The organism is Saccharopolyspora gloriosae (genome assembly GCF_014203325.1).
GTDB classification, from domain to species: domain Bacteria; phylum Actinomycetota; class Actinomycetes; order Mycobacteriales; family Pseudonocardiaceae; genus Saccharopolyspora_C; species Saccharopolyspora_C gloriosae.
The window spans coordinates 4,032,152-4,047,518 of the sequence record NZ_JACHIV010000001.1 but is presented as its reverse complement, the minus strand read 5'-3'; the positions used below and the strand labels follow the sequence as shown (position 1 = coordinate 4,047,518).

The window sequence follows — 15,367 nt, the reverse complement described above, 5'->3', positions numbered from 1 at the left end:
AGCAGTCAATCGGCCAGTTTTTACATGTTGAAAACGACAATTGATTGATCGCGGGGGATCAGGGTCACCGTGTGATCGATCCGGTGGTGAGCGGGGCGTCGAGGTCAGCCGACCGGCCGGTCGTGCTCGTCCGCCTGCTCGCCCGCGGCGCCGACGCTGTCGAGCACGATCATGGCCTCGGTGTGGATCACGCCTTCGATGCCGCGCAACGTCCCCTGCAGCAATTCCCGCAGGTGGAACGCGTCCCGGACGTAGCACTCGACGACCAGATCCCACGACCCCGTCACCACCCAGACCGTGTGCACCTCCTCCAGGTGCGAAAGGGTTTCCGCGCAGCTGTCGCTGTGCTGGTCGTCGTTGGTACGCACCACCACCAGCGTGTGCAGGTACCCGAGCCGGGCCAGGTCGACCTCGGCGTGGTAGCCGGTGATGACCTGCGCCGCTTCCAGCCGCGCGATCCGCTCGCCCACGGCGCCCGGCGAGCGGTTCAGCTCCCGGGCGATCGCCCGCACGGACATCCGCGCATCCGCGCGCAACAACGCCAGGACCGATCGATCCAACTCGTCGAGGACGACCGGTCCTGCCGCCGCCTGATGGTCGACCGGGGCCGCACGCACCTTCTCCGTCATCGGACGCTCCTCCTCTGCCGGTGCCGGATGACACTTGACGATGTTTCGGCGCGCATATCGTACGTCTGTTCCGCGGGCTCGCGGTGCGCTTCGCGCCGCGGCGCTCTCCGCGATCACCACGATTTGCACGATTGACATGGATTACTGGACTGACCAGCATGCTGATGTCACCCAGATCCAGTGACCGGGGCCACCGCCGGGAAGCGCTGGAGCGAGAACCCGTGAGGTGCGGCCGAAGGGGCGAGCGCGTCCGCCCGGTCGCCGCACTTCGTCCGTGCTCGCCCCCTGCTGCGGCGGACCGGCAGACCAGGTTTCCCGCGCGCCGATGGCGGACTCCGGCCGATCGCCGAGCTCCGCCGTCGGGAGAACCACCGGAGCCACCAGCTCTCCGGTGTCGAGACGGAGGCAGAGATGGACCAATGGACCGGCTGTCCTGAACCCGAGACGTCGTCCCGGCCCGAGGTCGACGTGGCCGACAGGATGCTCATCAGCCTGCTTCGATCGAACGCCTGCGCCGAGACGCACGACCTGGCGAGCCGGATCGGCCTGTCCCGCTCCCAGGTGCGCGTGCGGTTGCGACGGTTGGAGCGCTCCGGCGTCGTGCGCGGCTACCACGCGCGGATCAGCGCCCGCGCGGTCGTCGAGGGCTGCGTGCTCGCCTTCGTGCGGTTCACCGGCGACGGACGTCCCACCGCGGGTGATCTGAGCGGTCTCGCGGGGGTGCAGCGCGTGCACGTCCTGTCCTCCGGCTGGGACTACATGATCGAGGCGGCCGAGTCCTGCTTCGCCGCGTGCGGTGCTCCCGGCGGCGGCACGCTGCTCGGGCACGAGGCCGACATCGCGCTGCTCCCGGTGGCGCACGGCCGGCAGGGGGCGACCACCGGCACGACCGGCGAGCCGTCGACGCTGCTGCGGTCGACCCAGACGATCCGGTGACGGCGCGCGAGTCAAGCGGCACCCGCCTGCGGGGCCGGGGTATCCGCGCAGGTCGACGTGTCTATGCTGCGCACGTCGGCGCCGCTCCGCGGGTCGGCGGAGGCGGAGAGGTCGCTGTCACGCAAACGGCTCGACGAGTGGAGTGCGAAGGTGCCCACCCCGAAGTTCGCTCCGGTCGCCCGAACGCGCGCGCACGAGGCGGTCAAGGCGCAGATCGAGGAGAAGATCCTCCAGGGGCAGCTCCAGCCGGGCGACCGCTTGCCGTCGGAACGCGAACTCTGCGCCCAGATGGGCGTGAGCCGGCCGACCGTGCGCGAGGCGATGCGCACGCTGGAGAGCGCGGGAGTCGTGGTCCTGCGCCCGAACGACCCCACCGGCGGCGCCATCGTCCGGATGCCCGACGGCGCGAACCTGGAGCGTTCGCTGCTGGACCTCGTCCGGTACTCCCAGCTCTCGCTCGGCGACCTCATCGGGTTCCGCATGCTGGTCGAGACGACCGCCTGCCACCTCGCCGCGCAGCGCCGCGACCAAGCGCAGATCGACGGCATCGTCCGGGCTCAGCTGGCCGTCGAGGCGGCCGTCGAGAGCGGCACGAACGAGGAGTACATCGCCGCCGACGTGGAGTTCCACGTCTCGGTCGCCCGCGCCTCGGGCAATCGGCTGCTGGAGCTGTCCACCAGCGCCGTGCGGGCGGCGATGGCCGGACTGATCGGCGACGCCACGCTCAAGGGCGGCGATGCCGTCAAGCGCGACTTCGTCCGCCGCCACGGTGCCGTCGTCGACGCCATCCGGCTCGGCGACCCGGACCTGGCGTCGTCGTGCGCCCGGCGGGACATCGTCGACTACTACCTACCGCTGGCCGAGGACGACGAGGTGGGCACGTTGAGCGCGCTGGAGGCGTTCGTGGCGGCGGCCACCTCGAACGCGCCCCCGACCGCGGTGTAGGAGACGCGCGGTCACCGCTGCGCCGCCCGCGAGGTGGTGCGCCGGTGCGCGCGGTCGGCGACGCCGCGGCGGTGCGGCAGCAGGACGCTGACCGAGGCCAGGATCCCCAGCGCCAGCTGGAGAACCCAGGCATGGCTGAAAGTCCGGGCCGACGGTGCGGCGGCCACCATCGCCACCAGCAGGGCCACCCCGATCGCGCTGCCGATCTGGCGGCTCATGTTCAGCACCGCGCTGCCGGTCGTGGCGCGGTCGGGCGCGAGCGCCCCGGCCGCGGCGAACAGGGGCGCCTGGGAAAGACCGCCCGAGACGCCCATCAGGACCAGGCCGGGGAACATCGCCGACCAGTAGGCGGGGACGTCGGTGACGGTGAGCAGCCAGTACCCCGCCGCCGCGGACATCGTGAGGGTTCCGACGGCGGCGGGCAGCACCCGGCCGAACCTGCGCCGGATCGGACCGGCGTTCACGGCGAAGCAGACCGAGACGATCGGGGCGGCGGCGATGCCGATCCCGGCCTCCAGCACGCTGAAGTGCCACACCTGCTGGAGGAACAGCGCTCCGCCGAACAGGTAGACCGCGAAGCCCGCGAACAGGCTGAGCAGCGCGAGCGCAGCGGCGGTGAACTCCCGGCTGCGGAACAGTGCGGGCTCGATGATCGGTGCGGACGCGGTGAAGCCGCGTCGCACCGTCACCGCCGCGAGCAGCGCGGCCGAGGCGAACAGCCCGATCGTCCACGGGCTGCCCCAGCCCCACTGCGGACCCTGGGTGGTGGCCAGGACCAGTGCGCTCACCGCCGCGAGCAGGGTCGCGGTGGACACGACGTCGGGCAGGGGCCGGCCGCTCGGCTCCCGGACCTCCGGCAGCAGCCGGGCACCTCCGAGGAGCGTGAGGGCACCGATCGGCAGGTTGATGAGGAAGATCCACCGCCAGTCCAGGCTGGCGAGCAGCCCGCCGAGGGGCGGTCCGGCCATGGCGGCCACTCCGGCCACCCCGGCCCACAACCCGACGACCAGGGCGTGCTGGCGTGGCGGGAAGCTGGGGTAGAGCAGACCCAGCGACGGCGGCACGCTCATCGCCGCGCCGACCGCCTGCACGGTCCGAGCGGCCACCAGCACCGGCAGCGACGGCGCGAACGACGCCAGCGCGGAGCCGATCGTGAACACCGCGACACCGGCCAGCAGCATCCGCTTCCGGCCGTGCAGGTCCGCCAGCCGGCCCGCGGGCACCAGCAGCGCGGCGAAGACGATGGCGTAGGCCGACAGCACCCAGGACATCGCCGGTGTCGACGCCCCGCCGAAGGACCGCCCGATGCCGTCCACGGCGACGTTGACGATGAAGAAGTCCAACTGGGCCATGAACGCCACCGCGCTCAGCACCGCCATGATCAGCCAGCGGCGCGGTTCGCCGCGCTCGTCCGCCGCTTCCGGACCGGACTCAGCCCCGGTGTCCACGGGCAGCACCACCTTCGTCGATCCGAAATCCGAGCAGCGGCGCGGAGAACCGGTCCGCTCGTGGCAGAAACCATTCTGGCCCAAGAGGAAATGTGAGGTGCTCCGCGATCGTGCCCCACGATCTAGAACTCGTATGCCCGCGTGGGGTAGCTTCATTTCGCCACGTGCCATCGACCGTGGCATCGGCAGCGTAGCCGGGACCGCCCGGTGTGGAGGAACGATGACCTCGCGCATAGGCGCTTTCAGCCAGTTGGTCGGCCGCTGGTTTCCGCTGATCGTGTTGATCGCCGGAGCGATCGCACTGTCCTTCCCGAACACGTTCGCCGGGTTGACCTCGGTGGTCCCCTGGCTCCTCGCGGTGATCATGCTCGGGATGGGCATGACCCTCGAACCGCGGGATTTCGCTTACGTGGCACGCCGTCCGGTCGCCTTCGCGATCGGGGTCGTCGCGCACTTCGTGATCATGCCGCTGCTCGCGTGGCTGCTGACCCTGGTCCTCCCGCTGAGCCCGGAGCTGGCGGTCGGGGTGATCCTGGTCGGCTGCGCTCCCAGCGGTACCTCGTCGAACGTGATGGTCTTCCTGGCCAAGGGGGACACCGCGTTGTCGGTGGCGATGAGCAGCGTGTCCACTCTGGTCGCCCCGGTCGTCACGCCGTTCCTGGTGCTCTGGCTGGCGGGCAGCTACCTGCCGGTGGATCCGACCGAGCTGATCGTGGAGATCCTGCAGATCGTGCTGATCCCGGTGATCCTCGGCTTCACCTTGCGGCGGGTCGCCGGAACCGCCGTGGCGAAGGCGTTGCCGGTGCTGCCGTTGATCTCGGTCATCGGGATCACCGGCGTGGTGGTCGCCGTGGTGTCGGGCAGCGCGGACAAGCTGCTCAGCGTGGGACCGATCGTGGTGCTCGCAGTCGTGCTGCACAACCTGCTCGGCGTCGCGCTGGGCTACGTGGCCGCCAAGGTGGTCGGGATCGACGAGGCGGCCCGGCGCGCGATCGCGCTGGAGGTCGGCATGCAGAACTCCGGCCTCGCGGCCAGCCTGGCGTCGACCTACTTCTCCCCGGTCGCGGCGCTGCCCGGGGCGATCTTCTCGGTGTGGCACAACATCTCCGGTTCGCTGGTCGCCACCTACTGGGCCCGGCGGCCCGCCGCGGTCGCCGGCAACGAGCAGAGCCCGGCGGTGAGCGACGAGGCGTGACGTCGTCGGCTCAGGGCACCGGCCGGGCACCGCGCCGGACGCCCTGAGCCGCACCGCGCACCAGGGTCGAGGCCTGGTCGGCGTCGAGGCGGGGATCGCACAGGGACTGTTGCTCGCCGACCTCGGAGGTGTCCTCGTCCACGCACTCCCGGACGTCGTCGGGCGTGCACTCCAGGTGCAGGCCACCGGGGTGCGCACCGGCTCCGGCTAGCACGTCGAACCAGCCGTCGAGCTCGGCCAGCAGATCGGCGACCCGGCGGGTCTTGATCCCCGAGGGGAGCCGGATCGTGTTGCCGTGCATCGGATCGCACATCCAGACCACCGGGTGCCCGGCGGCGGACACGGCCGCGACGAGCTCGGGCAGGACGCGGCGGACGGCGTTCGCGCCGAACCGGGTGATCAAGGTCAGGCGGCCCGGTGCGCGCTCCGGATCGAGCCGGGCGCAGAGCGCCACGAGCTCCTCCGGCGTGACCGCCGGTCCCACCTTCACCCCCAACGGGTTCACCACGCCGCTCAGCAGCTCGACGTGGGCCCCTCCGATGTCACGGGTCCGCTCGCCGATCCACGGGAAGTGGGTGCTGGACAGGAACCACTGCTCGCTGGCGGGGTCGTTGCGCAGCGTCGACCGGTCGTAGGGGAGCAGCAGGCACTCGCGGCTGACCCACAGCTGCCCGGCCGGGTGCGCGTGCAGGGTGCGGAGCAGGTTGAGCGTGGTGGCCGATCGGTAGTAGCCCTGCACGAGCCGGGAGGCGTCGGCGCGCCGCGCCGAGGCCGTGGGGGCGGCACCGTTGACCATGTGCCCGCGGAACACCGGGAGGGCCCGTCCGTCCACGAGTTCGGTCGGCGCGCTGCGCGGCTTCGCGTACTGCCCGGCGATGCGGCCGATCGCGACGGCGGGCCGGCCGGAGATCTGCTCGAAGCCGCGCGCGAGCCGGGCGATGAGCCGACCCCGGCTCGTGATGTGCTCGGTGGTGGCGTCCTCGAAGGACTCGGCGCAGTCGCCCGCCTGGACGACGAACGCCCTGCCGTGCGCCGCGTCGGCGAGCGCTCGGCGCAGGTTCGAGATCTCGCCGGGTTGCACCAGGGCGGGCAGGCTCCGCAGCTCTGCCACGGCCCGCTCCAGCTCGGCGGGATCCCACGCGGGCTGTTGGTGCGCGACGAGCGATCGCCAGGAATCAGGTGTCCACGGGGTGCGCCGGGCCTCGGCGGTGCGACTGTGGATCATGCTGGCCTGACCTGGGCCGCGGCGGTGCGCCTGCCGGAAGCCGAACCGGTCCGGCAGCTTTCGATGAGGTTCGCGATGACGCGATGCCCCACCTCGCCGTCGAGCGACAGCAGGGACTCGGGGTGGAACTGGACCCCGCCGACGGGCAGAACGGGGTGCTCGATGGCCATGACGACGCCGTCGTCGGTGACGGCGGTGACCCGCAGCGGCGGTGGTACCTCGGGGGAGGTGACGTAGAGCGAGTGGTAACGCCCGGCGGTGAACCGCGCGGGCAGTCCGCGCAGCAGCGCGCCGCCGCCGTCGACCGCGCGGATCTGCGACGCGCGGCCGTGGATCGGATCGGCGAGCACGCGCAGGTGCCCGCCGAAGTGCTCCACGATGCCCTGCATCCCCAGGCAGACGCCGAACACGGCGGCTCCCGCTGCGAGTGCGGCGTCGATGGTGCCGCTCATGCGGAAGGCCGCCGGTCGGTCCGGCCCGGGGGAGAGCACCACCAGATCGGTGCCCTCGTCGAACCCGGTCAGCGAGGACCACCGCCGCGTGACGACCTCGCAGCCGCTCTGCCGGAGGTAGGCCGCGAGCGTGTGGACGAAGGAGTCCTCGTGGTCCACGAGCGTGACCCGCGGCCCTCGTGCGCCGGTCCTGGCTCCGCCGCGCGATCCGAGCGGGTGCTCGGTGCGCGGGGGTGCGGCCGTCCTGCCGCGCAGCGCGTCCAGCACGGCGGACGCCTTGAGCCGCGTCTCGGCCTCCTCGGCGTCCGGGTCGCTGCCGATGAGCAGGGTCGCTCCCGCGCGGACCTCGGTGGTCGTGTCCGTCAAGCGCGCCGTCCGGAGGGTCAGCGCCGTGTCCATCGCTCCGTCCACTGTGGCGTAGCCGACCGCGCCGCCGTACCAGCGTCGAGCCGAGGTCTCCCAGTGCTCGATGAACTCGGCGGCGGCGCGCTTCGGCGCGCCGCTCACCGTGGCGGCCCACATGTGGCTGAGGAAGGCGTCCCAGGCGTCGTAACCGCGTTCGAGGTCGCCCTTCACGTGGTCCACGGTGTGGATCAGCCGGGAGTAGAGCTCGATCTGGCGTCGGCCGACGATCCGCACCGAGCCCGGGACCGCGACGCGGCTCTTGTCGTTGCGGTCCACATCGGTGCACATCGTCAGCTCGGCGGCCTCCTTCTCGGAGCCCAGCAGCGCGGCCACGTTCCGGGACTCCTCGATCGCGGACGCACCCCGCGCGATGGTGCCGGAGATGGGGCAGGTCTCCACGACGCCGTCCGCGACCCGCACGTACATCTCCGGCGAGGCGCCGACGAGCGACTCGCCGCGCCCCAGGTTGATGAGGAAGCCGTACGGGCTGGGATTCGCGGCGGTGAGCCGCTCGAAGACCACGCTCGCCCGCTCGCCGCCGCGGTCGGCGGTCAACGTCTGGCTCAGCACGGTCTCGAAGGCGTCGCCCGCGTGGAACTTCGACAGCGCCGCGCGCACACCTGCCCGGTAGTGCCCGGGATCGGTCCGCGCGGGCGGGTCGGGGTCCCGGCGAGCACCGGCGAGGTCGACGGTCGCGACCGGCCCGGAGGTGCCGGGCGGACCGGAGAACGTGTAGTCGACCTCGAGCGCCAGCTCGCGCTCGGGATCGGCCACGATCACCGAGGCGGGCAGGAACGCGACGATATCCCGGTAGCCCGCCGGGCGGCGGTGCCGCCGGGTGATGGGGTCGAACCCGAGCATCAGGTCGTAGCCGAAGGCCCCGTACCAGCCCAGCACCGGCTCGTCGGGATGGGCGAGGGCCCGGGTGAGCGTGCGCAGCACGCCGACCGTCGACGGTTGCCGGGTGCGGTCCTCCTCGGCGAAGCCGGTGCCGATGGGGGCGACGGCGCCGCGCAGTCCCGAACCGTCGGGCAGCACCGCGAGGCCGCGCACCTGCGGGTCGGCGGCCAGCGCGGTGGTGGCCAGCTCCAGCAGCGGGCCCGCACCGGGGTCGAGGGCGAGCACGCGGAACGCGCGACCGCGGGCCTCGAAGGCCAGCGCCACCCGCTCCGTGGCGCGGGTCCACGGCGAGTAGCGCCCGGGTTGGGTCACTGACCCGTGGAACAGCGCTCCCGGCGCGGAATCGAGCGCGGCGGCGACCCGGCTCAGGGATCTCGAAGCGGCGTTCGGCCCGGGTAGCGGGCGAACGCGCCGTTCGACGTCGAGACCGCCCGCCGTGCGGTACCGAGCAGCGCTCTGCGCGCCCTCCTCCAACGCCCGGGCAATCCAAGCGAAGTCCACCCGCATAACCACTCCATTGATCAGAAGGTGAGGAACGTGTTGTTCGGGCGCCTCGTCAGGAGGTGGCCGAGCCGCCGGTCATCCGGCGCAGCGGTGCCCCCACCGCCTCGATCGCGTGCGCCCTCGCGGTGGCCCGCGCCGACCGGAAGTGCGGGCGACCGCCCCGGTCCTCGGCCACCCACTCCGAGGCGAACCCGCCGGACCTGATGTCGTCGAGCACGGCCTCCATCGATGCGCGGACGTGCGCGTCGATCACGCGCGGACCCCGGCTGTAGCCGCCGTACTCGGCGGTGTCGGAGATGTGGTCGGTCATGGCGGCCAGACCGTGCCGCTGGATCAGATCGACGGTCAGCTTGAGCTCGTGGAGGCATTCGAAGTACGCCGACTCCGGCTGGTACCCGGCGTCGACCAGCACCTCGAAGGCAGTCTTGATCAGTTCCGTGACCCCGCCGACCAGCACGGCCTGCTCGCCGAACAGATCGGTCTCGGTCTCCTCGGCGAAGGTCGTCTCCAACGCCCCGGCCCGGGTCGCGCCCAGCGCGTCGGCGTAGTCCAGGGCGAGCGAGGACGCGGTGCCGGTGGCGTCCTGCGCCACGGCGACCAGCGCCGGGCAGCCGTGGCCGTGCTCGAAGCTCGCCCGCACGTCCCGGCCGGGTGCCTTCGGGGCCACCATGACCACGTCGACCTCGTCCGATGCGGTGATCAGGCCGTGGTGCACGGCGAACCCGTGGGCGAAGACGAGCGCGTCGCCGGGTGCCAGGTTCGGCTCCACCGACTCGGTGAACACCGCGGGCGCGAGGGTGTCCGGAACCAGCATGACGATCACATCGGCCCACTCGGCGGCCGACCCGGTGTCGGTCACCGTGAAGCCCTCTTCGCGGGCGCTGGCCACGCGAGCCGAGTCCGGCCGGAGCCCGACTCGGACTGCGATCCCGGAGTCGCGGAGGTTGTGCGCGTGCGCGCGGCCTTGCGAGCCGTAGCCCAGCACCGCGACGCGGCGGTCGGGCAGCAGGGGAATCCGCCCCTCGTCCGCGTAGTGCACGGTCGCGTCGTTCGTCGGGCGGGTCATCGCGCCACCGCCTTCGGAGAGTTCGGCGTCGTGCGGATCTGGTGCTCCCGGCACGCGCTGGTGCCGCGCACCGCGCCCGGACCGGGGAGGGCGGGCCGTCGGCGCTCTAGCTCGACGATCATGGCTGGGCTCCTGGGATCGAGGTCGTCCGCCGGGCGCGTTCGGCGAGGTCCTGCAGATCGCCGCGCAGCGCGTCGAGGACGTGGTCGGGGTGCGGGGGCAGCGCGCGCAGCACGAGCGCCCGGCGCAGCGCGGTGTGCACCGCGACCTCGCCGGTCAGCCCGATCGCGCCGTGCAGGTGCACGGCGGAGATCGCGACGTCGGGCGCGGTCGTGACCGCGAGCCTGCGCGACAGCCGTGCGTCGGTCGCGGCGCCGGTGGCCGCCGCGAGCAGCACCCCGGAGCGGGCCAGCTCGACGGCGCAGTACATGTCGGCCAGCCGGTGGGCGACCGACTGGAAGGATGCGATCGGGCGCCCGAACTGGGTGCGCTCGCGGGCGTGGGCGACGGCGAGACCGAGCGAGCGGTCCGCGACCCCGACGAGGGCGGCGGCCACGGCGATGTCGTCGACGACCGCGAGCCGCTCGGCCGCGTCTCCGGGCAGGAGGGCGGGTTCGGCCGGGGCGTCCGGTTCCACCGAGCCCCGCCACCGGCGGACCGAGGGGTCGGTGAGCTCGGTGCCCTCGGCGGACCCGACCGGGCGCAGCACCCACCCCGCGCCGGGTTCGCGGCGTTCGAGCAGCACGTCCGGCGGCGAGACCGCGACGACGTCGAACCGCCCGCCGGTTCCGGTGGCGACGGTGCCCGGGAGGGCGTCCGGGGCCAGCCGCGCCCGGAGCCACCCGGCGACGGCCGCACCGGCCGGCCACTCCGCCGTCCCCTCCCGCTCCGCGGAGAGGCAGCCGAGCGCGAGTTCGGCGAGCACATCACCGTCCACAGGGGACGGTCCTGTACCGCGTTCCGGGCTCATGCGGGCAGTCCCAGGACGTGGCGGGCGATCGTGGTGCGCTGGATCTCGCTGGTGCCGCCCTCGATGGCGTTGCCGATCCCCCGGTAGAGCTCCATCAGCCACCCGGTGGCCATCCCGCCGGAGGGGGCCAGCGCGTCGAGCCCGCCCAGCAGCACCGCGTGATCGGCGACCTGCCGGGACAGCTCGCCCCAGAGCAGCTTCTCGGTCGACGCGACCGGGCCCGGCACCCCGTCGGCCGCCAGGTCGGCCACCTTCCGGTAGGCGAGGCCGCGCAGCGCCTCCGTCCTGGCGTGGAAGTCCGTCAATGCGATCACCTCGGTCGGCGGCAGGTCCGCGGCTGACCCGCAGACCTCGATGCGTTCGGAGATCAGGCGGGCCAGTGCCCGGCGCAGCGCGCCGACCCGCGTGAGGGTGGAGAGCCCGCGCGCCAGGGACAGGCTCGTCATCAGCACGGACCAGCCGCGGTCGAGCTCCCCGACCAGGGCGCCCGGCCCGACGCGGACGTCGTCGAACACGATGTCGGATTCCTCGGCATCGCCGTACAGCATCGGGACGGGCAGCACGCGCACTCCGGGGTGCGAGAGCGGCACGATGAAGCACGAGAGGGCCTTGTGCCGAGCCTCCGCGCTGCCGGTTCGGGCGAGCACCAGGACCTGGTCGGCGAACCGCGACCAGCTGCTCCAGCGCTTCCGTCCGCGCAGCACGAAACCGTCGCCGTCCGGGGTGGCCCGGGTCGTCACCGCGGCCAGGTCCGAACCGGCCTCCGGTTCGGAGAAGGCCTGGCACCACACGGATCCGCCGTCCAGGATCGCGGGCACGTGCTCGGCGCGCTGGTCCGCGCTGCCGCAGGCCACCAGGGTGGGCGCCACGAGCTCGACCCCGACCCAGTTCGCGATCGGCGGGGCGTCGGCGGTGGTGAGCTCGTCGATCACGATGGCCCGGTGCAGCACGTCGAGCCCGTGCCCGCCGAGCTCGGCGGGCAGGTCGACCCCGATCCAGCCACCGCTGTGCAGCGTCCGGTGCCAGGCGTGGCGCCACCAGAACCGGTCCTCGACGCCGTCCGGTTCCGGGGTGCTGGGCAGGTGCTCCGGCAGCCATTCGCGCAGCCGTCCCCGGAACTCCGCGCGGGCGGCGTCGTCGATCAGCACCGAGGAGAGCCCCTCGTCGGCGGTGTGGTCCATCGTCGCCGCCCTCAGCTCGCGGCCAGTTCCGCGCCGCACGCCCCGCACCACCGGAACGTCGCGGGCAGGTCCGCGGTCCCGCAGCTGGGGCACGATCCGACGGGCGGTCCGTGCGGGAACTCCGGCGACTCGTCCCGGGCCGCCCGCTCCCGCAGTTCCGCGTGGTCGACGGGACGCTTCTCGATGAACGACCCCATGCCCCGACGGGTCTCGACGGACCCGCTGTGGATCGCCAGCCACTCGCCTGCGAGCGCGGCGCTCGACGCCCACGCCGCTTCCTTGGCCTGGTTGACCAGTGCGCGGGTGAACCGGAGGGATTCCGGGAAGGTGTCGGTGAGCCGTCGCGCCGCGGCGTCGACGGCGGAGTCCAGCTCCGCCGCCGGAACGACCTTGTTGATCAATCCCCAGTCGTGCGCCGTCGCGGCCGGGAGGTCTTCGGAGAGCAGGACGACCTCGCGGGCGCGCCGGTCGCCGATCATCAGCGGCAGCCACTGCGTGACGCCGATGCCGGAGACGCTGCCGACCAGAGGCCCCACTTCCCGGATCACGACGTCGTCGCCGGCGATCGCGAGATCGCAGGCGAGGGCCAGCTCGTTCCCGGCGCCGACCACCAGGCCGTTGAGCCGGGCGATCGTCGGCTTGCCGCAGCGCACGATGGCCGTCTGCATGGCGATGAACTCGCGCACCCACGGGACGTAGTCGCGCGGGCGCTGGCACAGCTCCCAGTGCTCGTGCAGGTCGGCGCCCGCGCAGAACGCCTTGCTCCCGGTGCCGGTGATCACGATGACGGCGACCGAGTCGTCCCGCTCGGCCACCCGCAGCGCGTCCTGGATCTCCTGGAAGGCGAGGAAGTTGAGGCTGTTGAGGGCTTTCGGGCGGTCGATCGCGATGATCGCCTGCCCCTCGCGCCGGGTGTAGGTGATCGTGCTCGCCTCGGCGGGTCGATCCTGCTGCGGTACGCGCGCCATCTGGCAACCCCTCGGATGAACCGGTCGGAAATGAACGATTGAGCGATTTTGCCGCAGAATATTACTCAAGTGTATCCACGGTGCGGCATAAGACAAGACATTTGACCGATCTGGTCGCGGCTGTGGCGATGCGCTCCCGCAGCACGCCCGCCTGGGCGGTCATCCACCGGCGGGCTCGGGCGGGAAACCGGCCGGGTTCCACCTGGCGTGGCGCGCGCGGACGGGGCCGCTCCGGAGGAGGTCCAGCCGTGGCGGCGGCCCGTCGGTGCGGCCCGTCCGCGGACGACGGGAACCCGCCGCGAACGGCTCCGGCCACACCGCGGCGGGGCCGGCGTAGTCCTGCTCGGCCGCGGCGTGCAGGGTCCACTGCGGGTCGTAGAGGTGCGGGCGGCCCAGGGCGCACAGGTCGGCGCGCCCGGCCAGCAGGATCGAGTTGACGTCGTCCCAGCTGGAGATCGCGCCCACCGCGATCACCGCGGGCCCGTCGTGCGGGCGCCCGACGGCGTTGCGGATGCGGTCGGCGAACGGGGTCTGGTAGCTCCGGCCGAACTCGGGGGTCTCCTCGCGCACCACCTGGCCGGTCGACACGTCGATGGCGTCGGCGCCGTGCTCGGCGAACATCCGGGCGATCTCGACCGAGTCGTCCGCGTCGACACCGCCCGGATGCCAGTCCGTCGCCGAGATCCGCACCGACATCGGCCGGTCCGCCGGCCACGCCTCGCGGACGGCGTCGAAGACCTCCAGCGGGAAGCGCAACCGCCCGTCGAGGTCGCCGCCGTAGCGGTCGGTGCGCCGGTTCGACAGCGGGGAGACGAACGACGACAGCAGGTACCCGTGCGCGACGTGCAGCTCCAGCAGGTCGAACCCGCAGCGGGCGGCGGCGCGGGCGGAAGCGGCGAACTCGTCCCGGATGCCGCGCAGCTCGTCCGCCGTCAGCTCGTGCGGCACCGCGTTCCGCGCGGAGTACGGGATCGCCGACGGCCCCACCACCGGCCATCCGCCGGTGTCCAGCGGCTCGTCGATCCCCTCCCACATCAACCGGGTCGAGCCCTTGCGGCCCGAATGTCCTAGTTGGACACCGATCCGGGAGGAGGTCGACGAGTGGACGAAGTCGACCACCCGGCGCCACGCGGTCTCCTGCTCGGCGTTCCACAGGCCGGTGCACCCCGGGGTGATCCTGCCGGTAGGGGAGACGCACACCATTTCGGTCATCACCAACCCCGCGCCGCCGAGCGCCTTGCCGCCGAGGTGGACGAGGTGGAAATCCCCGGGCACCCCGTCGCGGGCCGAGTAGACGTCCATCGCCGAGACGACGACCCGGTTCGGCAGCGCGAGACCGCCGATCCGGACGGGCGTGAACATCGGCGGCACGGGGTCTGCTCCGGCGCTCCTGCCGCAGAACCAGCGCTCGGCGTTCTCGACGAACGCGGCGTCCCGCGTGCGCAGGTTGTCGTGGGTGACGCGGCGGCTGCGCGTGAGCAGGTTGAACGCGAACTGCTGCCGTTCCTGGCCGACGTAGCGGTCGATGTCCTCGAACCAGGCCTGGCTCGCCGCCGCCGCGCGCTGGGTGGAGGCGACCACGGGTCGCCGCTCCGCCTCGTACGCGGCGAGCGCGGTCGCGACGTCCCCCTGCTCGTGCAGGCACGCCGCCAGGGCGAGCGCGTCCTCCATCGCCAGCTTCGTCCCCGACCCGATGGAGAAGTGCGCGGTGTGCGCGGCGTCGCCGAGCAGCACCAGGTTCCCCGCGTGCCAGCGATCGGTCCGCAAGGTCCGGAACCGCGACCAGCGCGAGGCGTTCGCCAGCAGCGCGGCGCCGTCGAGCCGGTCCGCGAACAGCTCCTCGACGAGCTCGATCGACGCCAGGTCGCTCTCGCCCGGCCCCGGATCGCGGGTGCAGCGGTCGCGGAAGAGCTGCTCCCAAGCCGGTTCCGAGGTCTCCACCACGATCGTCGAGGCCCGGTCGGAATAGGGGTAGCCGTGCAGCTGCACGACGCCGCAGGGGGTCTCCACGACGTCGAAGGTGAACGCGGGCAAGACGCGGTCGGTGCCGAGCCACATGTACCGGCTGCGCCCGGTCGTGATGCGCGCGCCGAAGTCCGCCGCGCGCGCCGCCCGGACCGCGGAGTTCACCCCGTCCGCCGCGACGACCAGGTCGTGATCGGCTTGCAGGACCGCCGCGTCCGGGCACCGCGTGCGGTAGTGCACGGTGACCCCGAGTTCCGCGCAGCGGCGCTGGAGCACGCCCAGCAGCTCCCGCCGGCCGATCGCGGCGAACCCGTGCCCGCCCGAGGTGGACACGGCCCCGCGGTGGTGCACGTCGATGTCGTCCCAGCGCGCCATCCGCTCCGACATCGCGGCGAACACGGCGGGGTCCGCCTGCTCGATCCCACCGAGGGTCTCGTCGGAGAGCACGACGCCGAAGCCGAACGTGTCGTCCGCGGCGTTCTGCTCCCACACCGTGATGTCGTGCGGGCCGAGCTGCGCCAGCAGGGCGGCCAGGTAGAGGCCGCCCGGTCCGCCGCCCGCGATCGCGATCCGCATGC

The 15,367-nt window shown here is 72.8% G+C and carries 13 protein-coding genes; 3 read left to right on the top strand and 10 right to left on the bottom strand.

What is annotated here, in order from left to right:
• Positions 1–104: 104 nt before the first annotated feature.
• On the bottom strand, positions 105–629 hold the full coding sequence (locus BJ969_RS17840) for an Lrp/AsnC family transcriptional regulator (RefSeq protein ID WP_184480114.1): 525 nt from the start codon (positions 627–629) through the stop codon (positions 105–107).
• A 411-nt stretch (positions 630–1,040) separates the two neighbouring features.
• On the opposite strand from BJ969_RS17840, the gene BJ969_RS17835 reads away from it, so the two are divergent.
• Positions 1,041–1,565 (top strand): Lrp/AsnC family transcriptional regulator, encoded by a 525-nt coding sequence (locus BJ969_RS17835; protein WP_246456938.1) that lies wholly within the window; start codon positions 1,041–1,043, stop codon positions 1,563–1,565.
• Between the two features lie 150 nt (positions 1,566–1,715).
• The gene (locus BJ969_RS17830; RefSeq protein ID WP_184480111.1) at positions 1,716–2,510 is read left to right on the top strand and encodes an FCD domain-containing protein; all 795 of its coding nucleotides are present in this window, start codon (positions 1,716–1,718) and stop codon (positions 2,508–2,510) included.
• 11 nt (positions 2,511–2,521) lie between these two features.
• Here the strand turns inward: BJ969_RS17830 and BJ969_RS17825 are convergent, their stop codons facing one another.
• Positions 2,522–3,958, bottom strand: a complete 1,437-nt coding sequence (locus tag BJ969_RS17825) for an MFS transporter (protein ID WP_184480108.1) — start codon at positions 3,956–3,958, stop codon at positions 2,522–2,524.
• A gap of 220 nt (positions 3,959–4,178) precedes the next feature.
• On the opposite strand from BJ969_RS17825, the gene BJ969_RS17820 reads away from it, so the two are divergent.
• Positions 4,179–5,153 (top strand): bile acid:sodium symporter family protein, encoded by a 975-nt coding sequence (locus BJ969_RS17820; protein WP_184480105.1) that lies wholly within the window; start codon positions 4,179–4,181, stop codon positions 5,151–5,153.
• A gap of 10 nt (positions 5,154–5,163) precedes the next feature.
• On the opposite strand, the gene BJ969_RS17815 is transcribed toward BJ969_RS17820, so the two are convergent.
• The 8 genes from BJ969_RS17815 to BJ969_RS17785 form a co-directional block, all read right to left on the bottom strand.
• The gene (locus BJ969_RS17815; RefSeq protein ID WP_184480102.1) at positions 5,164–6,378 is read right to left on the bottom strand and encodes a 3-deoxy-7-phosphoheptulonate synthase; all 1,215 of its coding nucleotides are present in this window, start codon (positions 6,376–6,378) and stop codon (positions 5,164–5,166) included.
• Complete coding sequence (locus tag BJ969_RS17810) at positions 6,375–8,642, bottom strand: anthranilate synthase component I (protein WP_184480099.1); 2,268 nt, start codon at positions 8,640–8,642, stop codon at positions 6,375–6,377. The genes BJ969_RS17815 and BJ969_RS17810 overlap by 4 nt, the downstream gene beginning before the upstream one ends.
• Before the next feature lie 49 nt (positions 8,643–8,691).
• Entirely contained in the window at positions 8,692–9,705 is a 1,014-nt protein-coding gene (gene ilvC / locus BJ969_RS17805) for a ketol-acid reductoisomerase (protein WP_184480096.1), read from the bottom strand.
• Entirely contained in the window at positions 9,702–9,827 is a 126-nt protein-coding gene (locus tag BJ969_RS30625; RefSeq protein WP_281398336.1) for a hypothetical protein, read from the bottom strand. The genes ilvC and BJ969_RS30625 overlap by 4 nt, the downstream gene beginning before the upstream one ends.
• Positions 9,824–10,642, bottom strand: coding sequence for an acyl-CoA dehydrogenase family protein (locus BJ969_RS17800; RefSeq protein WP_184480092.1), 819 nt, complete (start codon positions 10,640–10,642; stop codon positions 9,824–9,826). Before BJ969_RS17800 ends, BJ969_RS30625 begins: the two co-directional genes overlap by 4 nt.
• A gap of 29 nt (positions 10,643–10,671) precedes the next feature.
• The gene (locus BJ969_RS17795; protein ID WP_184480089.1) at positions 10,672–11,895 is read right to left on the bottom strand and encodes an acyl-CoA dehydrogenase family protein; all 1,224 of its coding nucleotides are present in this window, start codon (positions 11,893–11,895) and stop codon (positions 10,672–10,674) included.
• The gene (locus tag BJ969_RS17790; RefSeq protein ID WP_184480086.1) at positions 11,868–12,824 is read right to left on the bottom strand and encodes an enoyl-CoA hydratase/isomerase family protein; all 957 of its coding nucleotides are present in this window, start codon (positions 12,822–12,824) and stop codon (positions 11,868–11,870) included. The genes BJ969_RS17795 and BJ969_RS17790 overlap by 28 nt, the downstream gene beginning before the upstream one ends.
• A 159-nt stretch (positions 12,825–12,983) precedes the next feature.
• Positions 12,984–15,365 carry a bifunctional salicylyl-CoA 5-hydroxylase/oxidoreductase gene (locus tag BJ969_RS17785; RefSeq protein ID WP_184480083.1) on the bottom strand — a complete coding sequence of 794 codons (2,382 nt, stop codon included), beginning with the start codon at positions 15,363–15,365 and terminating at the stop codon, positions 12,984–12,986.
• Between the last annotated feature and the right edge of the window lie 2 nt (positions 15,366–15,367).

Coding starts and splice junctions, on each gene's coding strand:
- BJ969_RS17840 (WP_184480114.1), bottom strand. CDS start 629: ATGACGGAGAAGGTGCGTGCGGCCCCGGTCGACCATCAGGCGGCGGCA.
- BJ969_RS17835 (WP_246456938.1), top strand. CDS start 1,041: ATGGACCAATGGACCGGCTGTCCTGAACCCGAGACGTCGTCCCGGCCC.
- BJ969_RS17820 (WP_184480105.1), top strand. CDS start 4,179: ATGACCTCGCGCATAGGCGCTTTCAGCCAGTTGGTCGGCCGCTGGTTT.
- BJ969_RS17815 (WP_184480102.1), bottom strand. CDS start 6,378: ATGATCCACAGTCGCACCGCCGAGGCCCGGCGCACCCCGTGGACACCT.
- BJ969_RS17810 (WP_184480099.1), bottom strand. CDS start 8,642: ATGCGGGTGGACTTCGCTTGGATTGCCCGGGCGTTGGAGGAGGGCGCG.
- ilvC (WP_184480096.1), bottom strand. CDS start 9,705: ATGACCCGCCCGACGAACGACGCGACCGTGCACTACGCGGACGAGGGG.
- BJ969_RS30625 (WP_281398336.1), bottom strand. CDS start 9,827: ATGATCGTCGAGCTAGAGCGCCGACGGCCCGCCCTCCCCGGTCCGGGC.
- BJ969_RS17790 (WP_184480086.1), bottom strand. CDS start 12,824: ATGGCGCGCGTACCGCAGCAGGATCGACCCGCCGAGGCGAGCACGATC.
- BJ969_RS17785 (WP_184480083.1), bottom strand. CDS start 15,365: ATGCGGATCGCGATCGCGGGCGGCGGACCGGGCGGCCTCTACCTGGCC.